18 protein-coding genes are annotated in these 18,857 nt (G+C 63.5%); 7 read left to right on the top strand and 11 right to left on the bottom strand.

What is annotated here, in order from left to right:
• Positions 1-11: 11 nt before the first annotated feature.
• The 3 genes from urtC to urtA all read right to left on the bottom strand — a co-directional run bounded on the left by urtC (position 12) and on the right by urtA (position 4,160).
• The gene (urtC, locus tag ACMDCR_RS21835; RefSeq protein ID WP_413988637.1) at positions 12-1,166 is read right to left on the bottom strand and encodes an urea ABC transporter permease subunit UrtC; all 1,155 of its coding nucleotides are present in this window, start codon (positions 1,164-1,166) and stop codon (positions 12-14) included.
• Complete coding sequence (gene urtB / locus ACMDCR_RS21840) at positions 1,163-2,755, bottom strand: urea ABC transporter permease subunit UrtB (RefSeq protein ID WP_413988638.1); 1,593 nt, start codon at positions 2,753-2,755, stop codon at positions 1,163-1,165. Before urtB ends, urtC begins: the two co-directional genes overlap by 4 nt.
• 100 nt (positions 2,756-2,855) lie before the next feature.
• Positions 2,856-4,160 carry an urea ABC transporter substrate-binding protein gene (gene urtA / locus ACMDCR_RS21845; RefSeq protein WP_413988639.1) on the bottom strand — a complete coding sequence of 435 codons (1,305 nt, stop codon included), beginning with the start codon at positions 4,158-4,160 and terminating at the stop codon, positions 2,856-2,858.
• 325 nt (positions 4,161-4,485) lie between these two features.
• On the opposite strand from urtA, the gene ACMDCR_RS21850 reads away from it, so the two are divergent.
• Complete coding sequence (locus tag ACMDCR_RS21850) at positions 4,486-7,848, top strand: ATP-binding protein (protein ID WP_413988640.1); 3,363 nt, start codon at positions 4,486-4,488, stop codon at positions 7,846-7,848.
• On the top strand, positions 7,845-8,729 hold the full coding sequence (locus tag ACMDCR_RS21855) for a response regulator (RefSeq protein WP_413988641.1): 885 nt from the start codon (positions 7,845-7,847) through the stop codon (positions 8,727-8,729). The genes ACMDCR_RS21850 and ACMDCR_RS21855 overlap by 4 nt, the downstream gene beginning before the upstream one ends.
• A gap of 19 nt (positions 8,730-8,748) precedes the next feature.
• Here ACMDCR_RS21855 and ACMDCR_RS21860 read toward each other — a convergent pair whose 3' ends face one another.
• On the bottom strand, positions 8,749-9,114 hold the full coding sequence (locus ACMDCR_RS21860) for a DUF86 domain-containing protein (protein WP_413988642.1): 366 nt from the start codon (positions 9,112-9,114) through the stop codon (positions 8,749-8,751).
• Positions 9,111-9,401 carry a nucleotidyltransferase family protein gene (locus ACMDCR_RS21865; protein ID WP_413988643.1) on the bottom strand — a complete coding sequence of 97 codons (291 nt, stop codon included), beginning with the start codon at positions 9,399-9,401 and terminating at the stop codon, positions 9,111-9,113. The genes ACMDCR_RS21860 and ACMDCR_RS21865 overlap by 4 nt, the downstream gene beginning before the upstream one ends.
• Positions 9,402-9,587: 186 nt before the next feature.
• Here ACMDCR_RS21865 and ACMDCR_RS21870 point away from each other — a divergent pair, with 186 nt between their 5' ends.
• The 3 genes from ACMDCR_RS21870 (at position 9,588) to ACMDCR_RS21880 (ending at position 11,844) form a co-directional block, all read left to right on the top strand.
• Positions 9,588-9,962, top strand: a complete 375-nt coding sequence (locus ACMDCR_RS21870; RefSeq protein ID WP_413988644.1) for a YciI family protein — start codon at positions 9,588-9,590, stop codon at positions 9,960-9,962.
• The gene (locus tag ACMDCR_RS21875) at positions 9,959-11,221 is read left to right on the top strand and encodes an RNA polymerase sigma factor (RefSeq protein ID WP_413988645.1); all 1,263 of its coding nucleotides are present in this window, start codon (positions 9,959-9,961) and stop codon (positions 11,219-11,221) included. Before ACMDCR_RS21870 ends, ACMDCR_RS21875 begins: the two co-directional genes overlap by 4 nt.
• Positions 11,222-11,295: 74 nt before the next feature.
• On the top strand, positions 11,296-11,844 hold the full coding sequence (locus tag ACMDCR_RS21880; RefSeq protein WP_413988646.1) for an SRPBCC family protein: 549 nt from the start codon (positions 11,296-11,298) through the stop codon (positions 11,842-11,844).
• 194 nt (positions 11,845-12,038) lie between these two features.
• On the opposite strand, the gene ACMDCR_RS21885 is transcribed toward ACMDCR_RS21880, so the two are convergent.
• From ACMDCR_RS21885 to ACMDCR_RS21900, 4 genes are all read right to left on the bottom strand, one after another.
• The gene (locus ACMDCR_RS21885; protein WP_413988647.1) at positions 12,039-12,359 is read right to left on the bottom strand and encodes a plasmid stabilization protein; all 321 of its coding nucleotides are present in this window, start codon (positions 12,357-12,359) and stop codon (positions 12,039-12,041) included.
• A gap of 12 nt (positions 12,360-12,371) precedes the next feature.
• Positions 12,372-12,773 (bottom strand): DUF3175 domain-containing protein, encoded by a 402-nt coding sequence (locus tag ACMDCR_RS21890; protein ID WP_413988648.1) that lies wholly within the window; start codon positions 12,771-12,773, stop codon positions 12,372-12,374.
• A gap of 205 nt (positions 12,774-12,978) precedes the next feature.
• Positions 12,979-13,872 carry an SDR family oxidoreductase gene (locus tag ACMDCR_RS21895; protein ID WP_413988649.1) on the bottom strand — a complete coding sequence of 298 codons (894 nt, stop codon included), beginning with the start codon at positions 13,870-13,872 and terminating at the stop codon, positions 12,979-12,981.
• 282 nt (positions 13,873-14,154) lie between these two features.
• A complete protein-coding gene (locus ACMDCR_RS21900) occupies positions 14,155-14,895 on the bottom strand; it encodes an SDR family oxidoreductase (protein WP_413988650.1) in 741 nt (246 codons plus the stop codon).
• Between the two features lie 107 nt (positions 14,896-15,002).
• Here ACMDCR_RS21900 and ACMDCR_RS21905 point away from each other — a divergent pair, with 107 nt between their 5' ends.
• A complete protein-coding gene (locus ACMDCR_RS21905; RefSeq protein ID WP_413988651.1) occupies positions 15,003-15,893 on the top strand; it encodes a LysR family transcriptional regulator in 891 nt (296 codons plus the stop codon).
• 108 nt (positions 15,894-16,001) lie between these two features.
• Here ACMDCR_RS21905 and alkB read toward each other — a convergent pair whose 3' ends face one another.
• Both alkB and ACMDCR_RS21915 read right to left on the bottom strand, forming a co-directional pair.
• The gene (gene alkB, locus ACMDCR_RS21910) at positions 16,002-16,649 is read right to left on the bottom strand and encodes a DNA oxidative demethylase AlkB (protein WP_413988652.1); all 648 of its coding nucleotides are present in this window, start codon (positions 16,647-16,649) and stop codon (positions 16,002-16,004) included.
• A gap of 3 nt (positions 16,650-16,652) precedes the next feature.
• The gene (locus ACMDCR_RS21915; RefSeq protein WP_413988653.1) at positions 16,653-17,447 is read right to left on the bottom strand and encodes a DUF72 domain-containing protein; all 795 of its coding nucleotides are present in this window, start codon (positions 17,445-17,447) and stop codon (positions 16,653-16,655) included.
• A 308-nt stretch (positions 17,448-17,755) separates the two neighbouring features.
• On the opposite strand from ACMDCR_RS21915, the gene ACMDCR_RS21920 reads away from it, so the two are divergent.
• Entirely contained in the window at positions 17,756-18,841 is a 1,086-nt protein-coding gene (locus ACMDCR_RS21920; RefSeq protein ID WP_413988654.1) for a hypothetical protein, read from the top strand.
• Positions 18,842-18,857: the final 16 nt, after the last annotated feature.

An 18,857-nucleotide genomic window follows, 5' to 3' on the forward strand; every position in this document is an offset into this window, starting at 1 on the left:
CGAGTCGTCTGTTATCGAGGAAGAGCGGACGAGACGTCCGCGCTCCCAGCCTCCGAAAGCCTCGCCGCCTTTAGCGCCCGCCGCCTCTCCTGCCATTGGCCGATCGTGCCGATCACGCCTTTGGGCAGGAACAAGGTCACCAGCACAAACAGGCCGCCGAGCACGAACAGCCAATAGGGCGCGAACACGCCGGAGGTGAAGATGGTCTTGGCGAGGTTGACCAGCACCGCGCCGAGGGCGGCGCCCACCAGCGTGCTGCGTCCGCCGACCGCCACCCAGATCACCACCTCGATCGAATTGGCCGGGGTGAACTCGCCGGGATTGATGATGCCGACCTGCGGCACGTAGAGCGCACCGGCAAGGCCCGCCATGCAAGCCGAGACCACGAAGACGAAGAGCTTATATTGCTCAACGCGGTAGCCGAGGAACCTCGTGCGGCTCTCGGCGTCGCGCACCGCCAGCAGCACCTTACCGAGCTTGGAGGTTACGATGGCACGGGCGATCAGGTAGCCGAGGGCCAGTGCGATGATGGTGAGCACCAGCAGGACCGTGCGCGTGGACGCCGCGGTGATGTCGTAGCCCAGGATGTCCTTGAAATCGGTGAGGCCGTTATTGCCGCCAAAGCCCATGTCATTGCGGAAGAAGGCCAGCATCAGGGCATAGGTCATGGCCTGCGTGATGATGGAGAGATAGACCCCGGTGACGCGTGAGCGGAAGGCGAGCCAGCCGAACAGGAAGGCGAGCAGGCCCGGCACCAGGAAGACCATCAGCAAGGCATAGGGAAAGAAGTTGAGGCCGTACCAGGTGAGCGGCAGCTCCTTCCAGTTCAGGAAGACCATGAAGTCCGGCAGGATCGGATTGCCATACTGGCCACGGGGGCCGATCTGGCGCATCAGGTACATGCCCATGGCGTAGCCGCCGAGCGCGAAGAAGGCGCCATGGCCGAGCGAGAGGATGCCGCAATAACCCCAGACAAGGTCGAGGGCGAGGGCGAGCAGCGCGTAGCACAGATATTTGCCGAGCAGCGCCACCACCCAGTCGGGCACGTGGAAGGGCGAGGTCTCGGGCATGGCCAGGTGCCCGACCGGCACCAGCACGGCGAGGAGCGCGAGGACGGCCAGGAATATCAGGCCGCGAGGATCGGCGAGGAGTCTGGCAGTGATCATGTTTCAACCGCCCTGCCCTTGAGCGCAAACAGGCCGCGCGGGCGTTTCTGGATGAAGAGGATGACGAGGACCAGCAAGGCGATCTTGCCAAGGACGGCGCCGGCGAACGGTTCCAGCAGCTTGTTGGCGACTCCGAGCGTGAGCGCCCCCACCAGCGTTCCCCAGAGATTGCCGACGCCGCCGAACACCACGACGAGGAAGCTGTCGATGATGTAGCCGGTACCGAGGTTCGGAGAGACGTTGTCGATCTGCGACAGCGCCACACCCGCCAGGCCGGCGATGCCCGAGCCAAGGCCGAAGGTGAAGGCGTCGACCCAATTGGTGCGGATGCCCATGGCCGAGGCCATGCGGCGGTTCTGGGTGACAGCGCGCATCTGCAGGCCGAACCTGGTGAAACGCAGAAGCAGGAGCAGCGCCGCAAAAACCAGGCCGGCGAACACGACAATCCAGAGCCGGTTCCAGGTGATGTCGAGCCCTCCGAGGGCAAAGGAGCCCGTCATGAAGGAGGGCGCGCCGACATCCTGGTTGGTCGGGCCGAAGAGGGTGCGCACAGCCTGCTGCAGCACGAGGCTGACACCCCAGGTCGCGAGCAGCGTCTCCAGGGGCCGGCCATAGAGCCAGCGGATGATGGTGCGCTCGATGAGCACGCCCACTGCCCCTGCCACCAGGAAAGCGAGCGGGATGGCGACCAGCATGGAATAATCGAACAAGCCCGGCGCGAAGCTGCGGATCAGTTCCTGCACCACGAAGGTGGTGTAGGCGCCCAGCATCACCATCTCGCCATGCGCCATGTTGATGACGCCCATCACGCCGAAGGTGATGGCCAGGCCAATGGCGGCGAGCAGCAGCACCGAGGCGAGCGAAAGGCCGAACCAGAGGTTCTGCGCGCCGCTCCACAGCATGAGAGTCTCGTTGATGGATTTCACGCCGGCCGCGGCGGCATCCTTCACCGCCTGGGACGCATCATCGGGCAGGGACTGAAGGAGGCCAAGCGTGTCCTGGTCGCCCTTGCTGGCAATCAGGTTGGCGGCGCTGACGCGGTCGGCGGCCGAAGCGGTGGAAGAGAGAAAGACGACAGCCGCACGTGCCCGCTCCATGGCCTGCTTCACGGCCGTATCGGTCTCGGCAGCGAGCGCTTTGTCGATGGCCGGCAAGGCCGCCTCGTCACGGGACTTGAACACGGCATTGGCTGCCGCCAGGCGCACGGCCGGATCGGGCGCCATCAGCGTCAGGGCGCCCTGTGCGGCCTCGATGGCGCGGCGGATGCGATTGTTGACCTTGACCTTCTTTAGCCCCGACGGAGGCGCGGCAACCTTGGCGCCGCTGGTGCCTTCGAACGTATCGGAGCCCTTCTGGTAATAGAGCGCCTTGCTGGCGGGATCATAGGTGAGCTTTCCGTCGGCAAGCGCGCCGATCACGGCGGAGGCCTGGGGATCGCCGGAGGTCGCGAGGGCGCTCACACCCGCTTCGATGTCGTCGAACTTCTCCGAGGCGAGCTTCGACTGGGCGGCGGCGTCTGCGAAGGCGGTAGTGAGACCGGCCAGGAGCAGCACGACGACCAGGCCTGCGATGCGAAGAAAAGCTTGCATGGTGCGACTATCCTGGGAGCGCGGACGTCCCCGTCCGCTCGTGGAAACGAAGCGCTCTACGAGGGAAGAAGAGCGGACGAGGACGTCCGCGCTCCCTGCGTCAGGCAGCCTTGCCGCCGCATTTTCCGGTCTTGATGTTGAAGTTTCCGCAGGCCAGCGGCTTGCGCCAGTCGGCGATCAGGTCCTTGGAGCCGTCGAGATAGTCGGACCACTCGCGGCCGACCACCATGGGCGACTGCTGGACGATGTTGAACTGGCCGTCCTCCTGGATCTCTCCGATCAGCACCGGCTTGGTGATGTAGTGGTTCGGCATCATGGTGGAGAGACCGCCCGAGAGATTGGGAACGGAAATGCCGAGCAGGGCTTCCTGCACCGCCTCGGAGTCCGTGGTGCCAGCCGCGGTGACGGCCGCAACCCACATGTTGAAGCCGATATAGTGGGCTTCCATCGGGTCGTTCGTGGTGCGGTCGGCCTTGCCGGTGAAGGCATGCCACTTGTCGATGAAGGCCTTGTTCTCGGGCGTATCGACCGACATGAAGTAGTTCCAGGCGGCGAGATGGCCGACGAGCGGCTTCTTGTCCATGCCGGCCAGTTCTTCCTCGCCTACCGAGAAGGCGACGACCGGAATATCGGTGGCCTTGATGCCCTGGTTGCCGAGTTCCTTGTAGAAGGGCACGTTGGCGTCGCCATTGATGGTGGAGACCACGGCCGTCTTCTTGCCGGCCGAACCGAATTTCTTGATGTCGGAGACGATGGTCTGCCAGTCGGACTGGCCGAATGGCGTGTAGTTGATCATGATGTCTTCGGCTGCCACGCCCTTGGCCTTGAGATAGGCTTCCAGGATCTTGTTGGTGGTGCGCGGATAGACATAATCGGTGCCGGCGAGCACCCAGCGCTTCACATCCTCGTTCGCCATCAGATAGTCGACCGCGGGGATGGCCTGCTGGTTCGGCGCGGCGCCCGTGTAGAAGATGTTCTTGGACGATTCCTCGCCCTCGAACTGCACGGGATAGAACAGGATCGAGTTCAGCTCCTCGAAGACAGGCAGCACCGACTTGCGGGACACCGAGGTCCAGCAGCCGAAGGTGGCGACGCATTTGTCCTTGGTGATCAGCTCGCGAGCCTTCTCAGCAAAGAGCGGCCAGTTGGAAGCCGGATCCACCACCACGGCCTCCAGCTTCTTGCCGAGCACGCCGCCCTTCTTGTTCTGCTCTTCGATGAGCATGAGCATGACGTCCTTCAGCGTGGTTTCGCTGATGGCCATGGTGCCCGAGAGCGAATGGAGCACACCGACCTTGATGGTTTCGTCGGCGGCCATGGCACCCCTCGTGCCAAGGGCCAGGGCACTGACGGCACCCGCCAGGCTGAACAGAGCGGTACGGCGGTTGATCACCGGATGGTTCATCGAACTCCCCTTATTTCGATGGTGAGACGGGGTTGTAAAGGATGGAACGGCACGAACAGCGATGCCGATCCGGGGAGTTCACACTCTTTGTGCGTTGCAGCATATACGTTGATTGACGTATTCGGGCGTGAGTGCTGCCAATTTGCGCGGCGTGACTAAAGATTAGGCACGAACTCGGTGTGCCGACCTCCAGGTCGGCACGCAAACCATACATTCCGGGAAGAGAGAGCCGACCTGGAAGTCGGCACACCGATACTGCCCTTCCGGCACAGGCCTTGCACAGCGAGAGCTATCGACCAGCCCAACCCCCGGAGACCCGCCACCCATGCCAGGCCGCCAACGCATTCTGCCGGTGCGGCGCGCCTATAACCGTTGGGTGGCCAACCAGACACTGGAAGATTACGCTCTGCGCTTCACCGCCAAGAGCGCGCGCAAATGGTCTTCGCCCCGCGTGGCGCAGACGGCGATCGGCGCCATCTCCTTCCTGGCGCTGGAAGCCATCGGCGGTGCAATCACCCTCTCCTACGGCTTCATCAACACGCTGGTGGCGACGCTGGTGGTGGGCGTGCTGCTCTTCGCCACCGCCCTGCCGATCAGCCGCTATGCCGCGCGCTATGGCGTCGACATCGACCTGCTCACCCGCGGCGCCGGCTTCGGCTATATCGGCTCGACCATCACCTCGTTGATCTACGCCACCTTCACCTTCATCCTCTTCGCCATCGAAGCCTCGATCATGACGACGGCGCTGCAGCTGTGCTTCGGCATCCCGCTCGCCATCGGCTACATCATCAGCGCCGTCGCGGTGATCCCGCTGGTGACCCACGGCATCACCTGGATCAGTCGCTTCCAGCTTCTCACCCAGCCGCTCTGGATCGTCCTCAACATCCTCCCTGTCGGCTTCATCCTGGCGAGCGATCCCGGCTCGATCACGCGCTGGCTGAACTTCCCGGGTTTGAATGATGGCAATAACGCTCTCGACATCCTGAAATTCGGCGGTGCCGCCTCGGTGATCCTGGCGTTGATGCCGCAGATCGGCGAACAGGTCGACGTGCTGCGGTTCCTGCCTGCCCCCAGACCGGGCTCGCGCTTCGCCTGGGCGTTCTCGCTGCTGGCAGCAGGGCCTGGCTGGATCGTGCTCGGCGCGCCTAAACTACTGTTCGGCTCCTTCCTCGCCGTGCTGGTGCTTGGCCAGGGCATCGCTCCCGAGCATGCCTCGGAGCCGGCGCAGATGTACCAGATTGCCTTCGGCTATGCCCTGCCCTGGCCCTATGCGGCAACGGCAATGACGGCCGCCTTCGTGGTGGTCTCGCAGCTCAAGATCAATGTGATGAACGCCTATGCCGGCTCGCTAGCCTGGTCGAACTTCTTTTCGCGCCTCACCCATTCCCATCCTGGCCGAGTCGTCTGGCTGGTCTTCAATGTCGCCATCGCCCTGCTGCTGATGGAACTCGGCATCTACAAGGCACTGGAGCAGATCCTCGGCCTGTTCGCCGTGGTGGCGGTGGCCTGGCTCGGCGCCATCGTGGCGGATCTTGCCATCAACAAGCCGCTCGGCCTCTCGCCGGAGGGTATCGAGTTCAAGCGCGCCCATCTCTACGACATCAATCCGGTGGGCACGGGATCGATGGCGATCGCCGTCCTCTGCGCCCTGCTCGCTGCCGCCGGACTATTCGGCGAGGTGCCCAAGGCGCTCGCCCCCTTCGTCGCTCTGGGCGTCGCCCTGGTCACCGCCCCTGCCATCGCAGCGCTGACGCGGGGCAGATATTACCTCGCCCGCAAGCCTCGCGCCTCCTGGAAGCTGCGCAGCGAGATCACCTGCTCGATCTGCGAGCTGGCGTTCGAGCCGGAGGACATGGCTCATTGTCCGGCCTATTCCGGGCCGATCTGCTCGCTATGCTGCTCGCTCGATGCCCGCTGCCACGACCTGTGCAAGCCCAATGCCCGCATGCAGGCCCAGCTGACCCGGGCGATCGAGGTCACGCTGCCCTCCTTCATCTCCAGCCGCCTCAGCCCGCGCATAGTCCAATTCACCGGCACATTTTCTTTGTTCGTCAGCGTGATAGGGCTCGTCCTTTACCTGATTTCCTTCCAGGCCTCAGGCTATGGCGGGGTTCGCACGGAGGCAATCGACGATGCCCTCTGGGTTTCCTTCTTCATCCTGCTGATCGTTTCCGGCGTGATCGCCTGGTTCTTCGTGCTGGCCCACGAGAGCCGCAGGGTGGCGCAGGAGGAATCCGCCCGCCAGACCACGCTGCTTCTCAAGGAGATCGAAGCCCACCGGCGCACCGATGCCGCCCTGCAGCGGGCCAAGGACGTCGCCGAAGCCGCCAACCTCGCCAAGAGCCGCTATGTCGTCGGCCTCAGCCATGAACTGCGTACCCCCCTCAACGCCGTGCTCGGCTATGCCCAGATCCTGGAGCGCGACGACACCATTCCCACCAACCGCCAGGGCGGCGTGCGCGTGATCCGGCGCAGCGCCGAGCATCTCTCCGGCCTGATCGACGGGCTGCTCGACATCTCCAAGATCGAGGCCGGGCGACTCCAGCTGCAGCGCAACGACGTGCGCTTCAACGATTTCCTGGACCAGCTGGTCGACATGTTCCGCCTGCAGGCCGAAGCCAAGCGCCTTGCCTTCCGCTTCGAGCGGCCCGATGCCTTGCCCGATACCGTGCGAGCAGACGAGAAGCGCCTGCGCCAGATCCTGATCAACCTGCTCTCGAATGCCATCAAGTTCACGCAAACTGGCGGCGTGACGCTGAAGGTCGGCTATCGCAGCCAGATCGCCACCTTCACCGTGGAGGACAGCGGCAGCGGCATCCCCGCTTCGGAGCTCGACCGCATCTTCGAGCCCTTCGAGCGTGGCAGCCATGAGAGTGGCCTCGGCCCGAACGTGCAGCCGGGTCTCGGCCTCGGCCTCACCATCACCAAGCTCCTGGTGCAGATCATGGGAGGCGAGATCTCGGTGACCAGCACGCCGGGGCAAGGCTCGACCTTCCGGGTCCGCATGATGCTCTCCACAGTCGCCTCGGTTTCCCCGCCGGCTACTGTCAACATCAGCGGCTATGCGGGGCGGCGGCGCACCATCCTGGTGGTCGACGACGATGCCGACCATCAGGAACTCATGCGCGCCATCCTGGAGCCGCTCGGCTTCGGCGTGCTCACCGCACGCGATGGGCCGACCTGTCTGGCTCTCACGGAGCATGCCGCGCCGGATCTCTTCATTCTCGACATCTCCATGCCCGGCATGAGTGGCTGGGACCTCGCCCGCACGCTGCGTGAAACGGCAGGGGTGACGGCGCCCATCCTCATGGTTTCCGCCAATGTCGGTGAATCCATGCCGGCGCCCGGCGAGAACGATGCCCATGACGGCATGCTGCCCAAGCCCTTCGACCTCGCACAACTTCTGGAACGCATTAGCCTTCTGATGCGTTTGCAATGGCTTACCGATGGTATAGCCGGAAATACCTTAACGAATGAAACGCCAGCCCTGGTCAGCCCGGGCACCCGCCACGTCGAGGAATTGCTTGAACTCGGTCGCATCGGCTATGTCCGCGGCATCGAGGCGAAGCTGTCGCAACTCGAAACCGATCCGACGGCGCAGCCCTTCATCGACGCCATCCGGGTCCATCTGCGCAATTTCGATTTCGAGCGTTATACGGCGACGCTGGAGGCGATGGACCGCCCATGAGTGAGATCAGCGCCCGCAATATCGTCCTTGTCGTCGACGATGCGCCGGATGCCCTGGCGATGCTGACGGACGCGCTGGAGCCCGCTGGCTTCACCGTGCTGGCCGCAACCTCCGGCAGCCAGGCTCTTGCCATTGCCGGCCGCATCACCCCCGATATCATCCTGCTCGATGCCGTGATGCCGGAGATGGACGGTTTCGAAACCTGCCGCCACATCAAGGCGACGGCCGCCATCGCCGGCGTGCCGGTGATCTTCATGACCGGCCTCAGCGAAACCGAGCATATCGTGCGAGGGCTCGAGGCCGGCGGCGTCGACTATCTCACCAAGCCGATCAATATCGAGGAACTGATCGCGCGCATCCGCGTGCATCTTGCCAATGCCCGCGCCTCCCAGAGTGCCTATGCCGCGCTCGACGCCACCGGCCGCTTCCTATTCGCTGTGACGCGTAGCGGGGACATCCTGTGGTCGACGCCGCAGGCCCAGCGCCTGCTCGCCGATGCCTTCCCGCCACCTGAAGGCCAGGTGCGGCTGCCCCACGCCCTCATGGAGGCGGCGCGGGCCAGCGGCACGGTGCATGCGGCGCAGGGCCTGCAGCTCTCCTTCATGGGCCAGACCTCTTCCGACGAGTTCCTCTTCCGCCTCTCGGTCGACCAGGCGACGAGCGAAGCCGACCAGTTGCGTGCCCGTTTCGCCCTCACCCAGCGCGAGGCGGAAGTGTTGGTATGGATAGCCCGCGGCAAATCCAACCGGGACATCGGCGACATCCTCGGCCTCTCGCCACGCACGGTGAACAAGCACCTGGAGCAGATCTACGTGAAGCTTGGCGTCGAGAACCGCGCCTCGGCCGCCGTGCTGGCGAGCGGCGTGGTGAGCGGGCGGTGACGGCGGGCCAGCCCTTCCTCTAGAATTTCCTCGCGGCAGCCTTCTGAGCGGGCAGTTGGTTGATCAATTCGGGGAGCGCGCTCTGGACGGTTTCCCAAACCAACACGAAATCCGTGCCAAAATAGCCATGCGTAATTCGGTTGCGCATACCTCTCATCGCCCGCCATGGGACATGAGTGTGCTCTTCGATGAAATCGGGAGCCACCTCAGTAATACGAGAAGCAGCCTCGCCAATGATAACAAGGCTCATAACAACGGCGTTCTGCGTCTTCTTATCGGAGAGAAACTCCGCCTTGCTCATTCCTTCCACAAAAGAGCACGCATCAAGGGATGCTATCTCCATGTTAGCGAGATAGTCTTCCAGGCGCGACCCCTTCTCGTTCATAGAGGGCGAGCTTCCAACAGTACCTTTTCCCTGAGCGGCTGAGGCAGGTCGCCGGGTGTCCGCAGGTCCACACGGACCCCCAGCAAATCCTCCAGTTCCACTTGCAAGCCGCCGAGATCGAATAAGGTCGCACCAGGCAGCGCATCAATCAAAATATCCAAATCGCCACCTTCACGATCGGTGCCGTGGAGAACGGACCCGAACACCCGAGGATTGGCCACCCGGTGTCGGCCGATCGCGGCGCATACCGCCACTCTCTTTCTCCGTAAAACTTCTGAAGGTCTCATACGCTGCATCCCCGTCCTCAAACTCCATCCTATCAGAACTGACGAGACGGCCTAAAGCCTCATTTCGTCTGCCGGAAAACTGCGTGGTCAAGACACCGAACCGCGCCATCTCGCAAAAATTGTGCTCCTCCCCCATGTCGGCTACCTCTTGCCTCATTCGTCCTTGGCTCAAGAGGGAAGCTCGACATGCTCTACACCATCCTTTGCTACAATTACGAAGACGTTGTCGGTGCCTGGACCAAGGAAGAGGACGATGCCGTGATGGCGAGTCTCCTGAAGGTCCATGAAAAGGTCGCCAAGGCCGGCAAGCTCGGCCCGGTGGTGCGTCTTCTGCCGACCACTGCCGCGACGACCCTGCGCAAGACGGGCGGCGAGCCCCTGGTTATCGACGGCCCCTTCGCGGAGACCAAGGAGCAGCTGCTCGGCTTCTATGTGGTCGATTGCACGGATCTGGAAGAGGCTCTCGACGTCGCCCGCGAACTTGCCAAGGCCAATCCGAGCATCGGCTCCTATGAAATCCGGCCGCTCTCAGTCTTCCACCCGGGGGTCCTCACTACATGACGGACGCGGCCTGGATCAATACCGCGCTGATCACCGCCCGGCCGCAGGCGATGGGCGCGCTGCTACGCTATTTTCGCGATCTCGACACCGCGGAGGAAGCCTACCAGGAAGCCTGCCTGAGGGCGATCAGGGCCTGGCCGACGAACGGGCCCCCGCGCGATCCCACGGCCTGGCTGATCTTCGCCGGGCGCAATTCCGGCATCGATGCCAAGCGCCGCGAGAAGAAGCAGGAGGCACTGCCGGACGAGGACCAGATCTCCGATCTTGAGGATGCAGAGACCGCCCTCGCCGATCGGCTCGACGGCCAGCACTATCGCGACGACATCCTGCGGCTGCTCTTCATCTGCTGCCACCCCGAGCTGCCGGCCACCCAGCAGATCGCGCTGGCGTTGCGGATCGTCTGCGGCCTCACCGTCAAGCAGATCGCCCGCGCCTTCCTGGTCGGCGAGGCGGCGATGGAGCAGCGCATCACGCGCGCCAAGGCCCGCATTGCCAAGGCCGACCTGCCCTTCGAGACGCCAGGCGCGGTGGAGCGCTCGGAGCGACTCGCGGTCGTCACCGCCATGGTCTATCTCATCTTCAACGAGGGGTACTCAGGCGGTGGGGAAAGCGATGGCACCCGTGTCCAGCTTTGCGACGAGGCGATCCGCCTAGCGCGCCTGTTGCTGCGCCTCTTCCCGAGCGAGCCCGAGATCATGGGCCTGACCGCCCTTATCCTGCTCCAGCATTCGCGCTCACCGGCGCGCTTCGACGCCAACCGCCAGCTCATCCTCCTGGAGGACCAGGACCGCCGTCTGTGGAACCGCCAGATGATTGCCGAGGGTCTCGCGCTGATCGACAAATCCGCCCGCCACCACCAGGCCGGCAGCTACCAGATCCAGGCTGCCATCGCGGCCGTGCACGCCCGCGCCGCCACGCCCGACGACACCAATTGGCGGCAGATGGACTTCCTCTATTCCCTGCTGGAGGAGATCCAGCCCTCGCCGGTGGTGACGCTCAACCGGGCTGTTGCCGTCTCCAAGACAAAAGGTCCGGAGGCAGCGCTCGCCATGATCGAGCCCCTCGAAAACCGCCTCTCCGGCTACTTCTATTTCTACGGCCTCAGGGGCGCGCTTCTTCTCAAGCTCGGCCGGGCCAGGGAGGCGCATTGCGCCTTCGACCAGGCCATCGCCCTTGCAAACACCCCGGCCGAAGCGGACCATATCAGGCAGAATATCGACCGCTTGAAGGCCGAGAGCGAGAGCAAGCTTCCGAACTGAAAAGCAAGCCTCGTCAGGAGGATGACGACCGTTCCTCAGACCGCGCACCAACAGCTTGAACCGGAAAGACAAAAATGGCCATGACCATTCTCCTGCTCCTCGTCGTGCTCATCGTTGCGGCCGTGGCCGCTTATGCCGCCACCCGGCCGGACAGTTTCCGCGTCGAGCGCTCGCTGACGATCCAAGCGCCGCCCGAACGGATCTTCACCCTCATCAACGACTTCCACCAATGGCGACGCTGGTCGCCTTATGAGAAGCTCGACCCCAACCTGCAGCGCGACTACAGCGGAGCCAGGAGCGGCAAAGGCGCCGTCTATGCGTGGGAGGGCAATGGCAAGGCCGGCAAGGGGCGCATGGAAATCGCCGACGCGCAGCAACCGTCACGCGTCGCCATCAATCTCGATTTCATCAAACCGTTCCGAGCCACCAACAAGGTCGACTTCACCATGATGCCGGAAGGCACCGCCACGCGCGTGACCTGGGCCATGCAAGGCCAGTCGCCCTTTATCGCCAAGCTGATGGGCCTGTTCATGAACATGGATCATATGATCGGCAAGGACTTCGAGCAGGGCCTCGCCAATCTCAAGACCGAAACCGAGCGCACCGAACTTCCGCCGGCGTGACAGGCTCCGGGTAAGCCCGCAAATATCGGCGGCGGGTCTTCAGACCCGCCTTGCTGTAATGCCTCCAAGCAAAAGCCAGCGCCGCTGGACCCAGCCAAGATGACGAGAAGGCGCAGACCGATTCATCCCAACCAGGTTGGAGCCCCATCGGCACGGATGGTCACGCCTCGCCGGCCCCTTGCGAGAACCGTGCGTCAGGAATGCGTGTGATGCTCGGCATGGCGCTTGCGCGTCGCCGCAGCTTTCTTGGCCGCGGCGGAGCGAGCCAGCGCCGAACGGCGGGCCGAAGTGGCACCGCCTTTCTCACCGCCCTCATGGGCAGCGGGATGGCCGGTATTCTTGCCCCTGCCCGAGCCGCCCGGCTCCTTGCCGCCGCCATCGTCCTTGTTGACGGTGGCCCAGGCGCGACGTTCGGCCTCCTTTTCGGAGACACCGCGCTCCTCATAACTCTCGGCAATATGCTCGGCCTTGCGTTCCTGCTTGTCGGTATATTTCGACTTGTCTCCCCGCGGCATGGGACTGCTCCTTCATTGAACGCGTTTGACGGAAGGCTTGCGCCTACGCTCGGAAAGTTGGCGCAATTTGCCCTTGGCGGCCATCAGCGTGCGGCGGCGGCCCGTTGACAGCTTCTTGCCAGCGCGATTGATGTAGAAGGTAAGCATCGACAGGGCAGAACGGAACGGATCGGCCTTGCGGCGGCGACTCACCTCCGCCGAATGCTTGAGGGATTTGGCGATCTTTTCCGGACTGTCGGAGGTGAATACGCCCTTCTCGAGATCGAGCGCATCGCTCTTCTCGGCGACGGCACGAGACCACTTCTTCGTCGAATGACGGACATTGCCGGACTCGCTGCGTTTGCGCCGCTGTGGCTTGGCGCGAGAGGCGCGTCTGACTTCACCTTCCGGCTTCACGACTTTCGTGTTGGGCATGCAACGCTCCATAGGCTGAAGGTTGGTCCTCGCCCGTTTGAAACATGTTCGCCGCATGTCGGCGCTGCGAAAACGGGCTGTTGTCGGGGTCTTAACGCCTGTCCGCGATGGAAGGTTCCACCGTATCGAAGTGGGCCGAACCGTGATGGTCGGCCCTCTCCGTTGTTTTCGATCGATGATGGGTTGATCCCGGATTGGCCTACCGTCACATCGCCGGCTTCAGTACATCCTCCAGGCCTATGCGGCGCAGCAGTTCCGCCCGCACACGATCGGCTACGCCATTGACGATTTCGGCGCCATCCTGCGAAGGGTCGATATGCACCCGGAAGGAACGCTTGCCGAAGGGCATGTCGACAACCTTGACGATCGCCTCGGCCACCGCTCCGACATCGGCGTCGGCCGGTTCCAGCGAGGCGAGGCCCTTGAGCGCCACCTCGGGAATGCTGCCCGTCGGCCCGGCCCTGTACTCGGCCTCACGCGCCTTGTCGGCGGGGGAGCCGGCATGGACAAAGTGATTGGTGCCCTTGGTGAAGGCGCCGGGCACGATGATCGAGGTCTCGATGCCCCAGCGGGCGAGCTCGCCGGCATAGCTGACCGCCAATGAATCCATGGCGGCCTTGGCGGCGAAATAGGGCGCGAGATAAGGCGGCGTGCCGCCGCGGCTGCTGGAAGAAGACACCCATACCATCAGCGCCCTGCCCTGCTTGCGCAACTGGGGCAGTGCGGCGCGATTGACGCGCTGGGTGCTGAGCACATTGACGTCATAGAGCTCGGCGAACTGCTCGGGCGTGAAGGCCTCGGCCGGGCCGAAGGTCATGTGGCCGGCATTGTGAATGACGACGTCGAGGCGGCCATTTTCGGCGACGATCTGCGCAACGGCGGCATCGGCGGACGCCTGCGAGGCGACATCGAGCTCGATACTGCGCAGATTGACACTGTGCTCGGCGGCATAGGCCTTGACCGCATCGACCTGCGGCGCATTTCGGCCCGTGGTCTCGCGCATGCTGGCATAGACCGTGTGGCCGGCATCGGCGAGAGCGCGCGCGGCAAGGGCGCCGAAGCCGCTGGATGCGCCGGTAATGAGCATGATCTGGGACATGGGGGAATTCCTTGAAGCGAAGACATTAGGAGGGATTGGTATGCGAAGGGTGCGGTAATGGGATCTCCCTTCCCCCTTGAGGGAGAGGGGAGCGGAGGGAAGGTCTACAAGTGACAACTCTGCGGGATTAGGCGCAGGATTGGAGTGTCGATCTCCGATCGACAATCTTGGAAGCGATGCGTCTGCTGCTAAGGAAGATGGCAGTCGGAGACTGCCACTCCGCGTTTGGTGCGCTTCTCCTCGCAAAGGTAGCGCCGATGGACAGGATGTCCGCGCTCCCAATCAAATGATCCCGCCGTTGGCGCGCAGGGTCTGGCCGTTGATCCAGGCCCCGTCCGGGCCGGCGAGGAAGGCGACGGAAGCGGCGATGTCCTCCGGCTGTCCGAGGCGCTCCAGCGGTGCCAGCTTGGCGAGGCGGTCGACGAGCTCGGGCGACTTGCCATTGAGGAAGAGATCGGTGGCCGTCGGGCCGGGGGCGACCGAGTTCACCGTGATGGTACGGCCGCGCAGTTCCTTGGCGAGCACGGAAGTGATGGCTTCGACAGCCGCCTTGGTGGCGGCATAGACGCCATAACCCGGCTGCAGAAGGCCGACCACGCTGGAAGAGAAATTGATGATGCGGCCGCCCGGACGCAGGCGCTTGGCCGCCTCCCGCAGGGTGTTGAAGCTGCCCTTGAGGTTGATGGCGACCTGGCGGTCGAAGGTGGTGTCGTCGGTCTCGCCAATGGGCGACAGCGTCATCACGCCGGCATTGTTGACGAGCACGTCGACACCGCCGAAAGCCGCCTCGGCCGCATCGAACATATGCCTTACCGCGGCTGGATCGCTGACATCGGCCTGCGCAGCGAGCGCCCGGCCGCCGGCGCCCTCGATCTTGCGCACCAGCGCCTCAGCGAGGTCGGCGCTCCCGGCATAGTTGATGACGACCGTGAAACCATCCTTGGCGAGCCGCTCGGCAACAGCCGCGCCGATGCCGCGGGAAGCACCGGTAACGATAGCTACCTTGTTCGAAGTCGTGTTCATGTCCGTTCTCCTTGTTTCAAGCCGTGCTCGATGGAATGGACTATCTCTCTTTCCCTGGAGCGGATAATCATCCATTATCCGGCATCACTATTCGAAAAATGGGAATAATGGATCGCTTCGAGGCCCTCCGGGTGTTCACGCGCATCGTCGAGCGCCGCAGCTTTACCTTGGCCGCGCAGGATCTCGGCCTGCCGCGCTCGACGGTGACGGAGGCGGTACAGCAGATCGAGGCGCGGCTCGGCGTGCGCCTGCTCCAGCGCACCACGCGCCATGTCAGCCCGACACTGGACGGGGAAGCCTATTACCGGCGCTGCACCGCGATCCTCGCCGATATCGAGGATGCCGAGGCCGCCTTCTCGGACGCCAAACCACGGGGCCTGCTGCGGATCGATGTCCACGGCACGCTGGCACGTTTCTTCGTACTGCCGGGCCTGCCGGACTTCCTGGCACGCTATCCCGACCTGCAGCTCCATATCAGCGAGGGCGACCGCTTCGTCGATCTGGTGCGCGAGGGTATCGACTGCGTGCTCAGGGTCGGTGATCTCCACGACTCATCGATGGTCGCCCGCCGGGTCGCGATGCTGCCGGAGGTAACTTGCGCGAGTCCGGCCTATCTCGCCCGCTTCGGCACGCCGAAGACACCGGACGATCTCGTAGGCCATCGCATGATCGGCTTCGTCTCCTCGGCGACGGGCAGCGTCATTCCGCTCGAATTGCAGGTGGATGGTGCGATCAGGAACATTACCTTGCCGACGCCTGTCACAGTGGCCGGCGCCGAGACGCTGTTCGGCGCCGCGCTCGCCGGCCTCGGCCTGATCCAGGTGCCACGCTATCGCCTCGGTCCCTATTTCGAGGCGGGCACTCTGGTGGAGGTCCTGAAGGATTACCCACCGACGCCGACACCGGTATCCCTGCTCTACCCCCACAGCCGCCAGCTTTCGCCGCGCGTCAGGGTCTTCATCGACTGGGTGACGAAGGAGTTCGCGGCGAGGGGTTAAGCTTGAAAGCCCTTCCCGGGTGCGCGGACGTCCCGTCCGCATCTTCGTCTGCAATATACGTGGCACTTCCAAGAGCGGACGGGACGACCGCGCACCCGGGAAAACCCGCTACACCCGCCGGAACGTCAGGTTGATCCGTTTCCGCCCCAATAGCGGATGTTCCCCATCCTTCAATGGCAGCACCCCATGATAGGCCAGCCTTGCCGCGCCGCCCCAGGCCACGACATCGCCATGCTCCAGCGCGACCTTCATCGTCTTGTCGCCGCGCGAGAGGCCGCCGAACTGGAACGTCGCCGGCAGGCCGAGCGACACCGAGACGATGGGCTGGCCGAAATCCTTCTCGTCCTTGTCCTGGTGCAGCGACATCTTCGCGCCAGGCTCGTAGCGATTGATCAGGCAGGCATCGGGCGCAAAGCCGGGAAATCCGGCTTCTGCAGCCGCCTCAGTAGCGAGACGGAAGAAGATTTCAGGCATGGCGGGCCAAGGCTTGCCACTCAGCGGATCCTCGCTTTGATAGCGATAGCCGCGTCGGTCGGTAACCCAGCCAGCCGCGCCGCAATTGGTCATCGCCACCGACATGGTGAAGCCGCCCGGCGTCACCATGTGCCGGAAGGGGGCGGCTAATGCCACGGCGTCGAGCGCGGCGAGTAGACCGGCTTCCGTCGCCAGGGCCCGGCCACGCAGCAGCATGGCGCCCTCGGCGATCGTCTGCCGGGCAGGCTTGACGATACCGGCATGGCCGAAGAGATCCTGCATAGCTCAGCCGAGTTTACCGATCAGCGTCTTCGCCGCCGTCGGCGCCTTGGGCTTGAAGCCGTTGATCATGAAAATGAAGACGTCGCGCCCATCCGCTGCCTTGGCGGGGCTCCCCACACGCCCGAGATCGTCGGGCTCGCCGCCCTTGGCCCAGAGCTTGGCGCGCTCCGCCCATTTGGCGATCGCTTCGGCGGAATAGCCGGTTTCCTCCTCCTCCGAGGCATTCTGTAGACGAGCGTAGATAAAGGGTGCCGTGACATCCGGGATAGACGGGAAATCCGGCTTGTCGGTATAGACGACGGCCACGCCATAGCTGCGCACGAGGTCGATGAATTCCGGCACCCTGAAACTGTCGTGCCGGACCTCCACGACATGGCGCAGGGCATGGCCGTCATGGCTCTTGGGCAGCAGCTTGAGGAAGCCCTCGAAATCGGCCGGATCGAATTTTTTGGTCGGCATGAACTGCCAGTTGATCGGGCCGAGCTTCCTCTTGAGCTCGGTGATGCCGCTCTTGATGAAGCGCTCGACGGACTCGCCCGCCTCCGACAACACCTTCTTGTTGGTGGCAAAGCGCGTGGCCTTCATCGAGAAGACGAAATCATCGGGCGTCTCGTCATGCCATTTTGCGAAACTTTCCGGCTTCTGCGAGCCGTAATAGGTGCCGTTGATCTCGATCGCGGTGACCTGTCGGCTGGCATGTTCGAGTTCGCGCTTCTGGGCAAGATCCCCCGGATAGAAGGTGCCGCGCCAGGGTTCGAAGGTCCAGCCGCCGATACCGACGCGGATTTGGCCTGTCATGCAAAGTCTCCAACCTTTTCACTGAGCGTGAGCCGACCATAGCATGGCGAGTCAGGCAACCCGAAACCTGCGGCCCTGCATTGAGCCGCGAGCGCGTCACCCGGGGCATCAAACCGCATATCGCGCGTCTGCCGTAGACAGGCGAAACAGTATTGTTCGGGACGGTTTACTCGCGCGTATACCGTCTATAAGCTGCCATCTGCTTCCTATGCGAGTATATCTGACCTCAGAGGCGTCGGGGTTATCCTGCGGAGGCACTGCTTTGCTCGATCGGTCAGGGTCTCAAACAACAACGGCCAGGAAGTCTCATGTCCAACATCGCGAAAAGCATTCTGGGACCACGGCTGCCGACGGATGGGTTCGACCCTGATGTCCCCTACCAATTCATCGAGTTGAACCGCGAGCGGCCGATGGGGGTGCGCACCTTCGACTTCAAGTCGTTGATCGAGATCAGCAACCCGGGGATCTGCAAGATGTCGGACTTCAAGATTGTCCGCCAGACCGTGCCGAATATCAGCCCGGTGCCCTTTCCCGGCCCTGGAACGCTGGTCACGCGCATGGCGCTTCCTGCCAACTCCTTCGTGACGTTTTCCCTGCATGGCCTTGCCGCTGGCAGGACGTTCCTGAAGGGCCGCGACCAGCGAGACGATGCGGAGATCATGCCCGGCGCCAAATACACGCTGGAGATCGCCGTGCACCCGCGCAAGCACAAGCAATTTGCGACCTGCTACGTCTTCGACCGCATCAACCAGGACTCCAACCGCCGTATCGATTTCACGTCCATGTTCAGGGAGATCAATGACGCTTTCGAGTCGCAGGCGGCGCTGACGGTCGAGAACATCGATGCCGCCAAGACAGGAGCGGATATCCGCAGGGTGACCCTCGACGTTCCCATGCGGGGAGGTTTCGAGGTCCTTACGCCCGAGGCCAACCGCCATCTGATCGAAAAATTTGAGGAAGCTCACCCGGGCGTCCTGCAGTCCGTGGACGCGGTGATTATCGTGCTGCCAGTGCCGATGACCGTGCAGGGCCAGGACACCGGCCTCGTCGGACGCTACCAGGAGCTTAGGCGGGCGAGCGACGACAGCCGGATCAGCCTGCTCCTCATCAGTTCGATCGCTTTCGACGAACTGCCCAACCTCACTTCCACGACGGCGCATGAGATGGGTCACTTTCTCGGCCTGCATCATCTCCCAGAAGTGGTGACCAGGGCGGATATCCCCGAATCCGAACGCCAGAAGCGGGAACCGGATCCGGATGCGTTTCCATTCTTCCTGCGCACGCTGATGTTCCCGTTCACCTTCATGCGATCACTGCGGATGAACAGGGTGCAGATCGAGCTGATGCAGCTCAACTTGCGTGGCATCACGCAGGAACTGGTGATCACCATCTAGAGCCCGGAACAGGGCG

The sequence above is a fragment of the Labrys okinawensis genome (genome assembly GCF_047345005.1).
GTDB classification, from domain to species: Bacteria; Pseudomonadota; Alphaproteobacteria; order Rhizobiales; family Labraceae; genus Labrys; species Labrys okinawensis.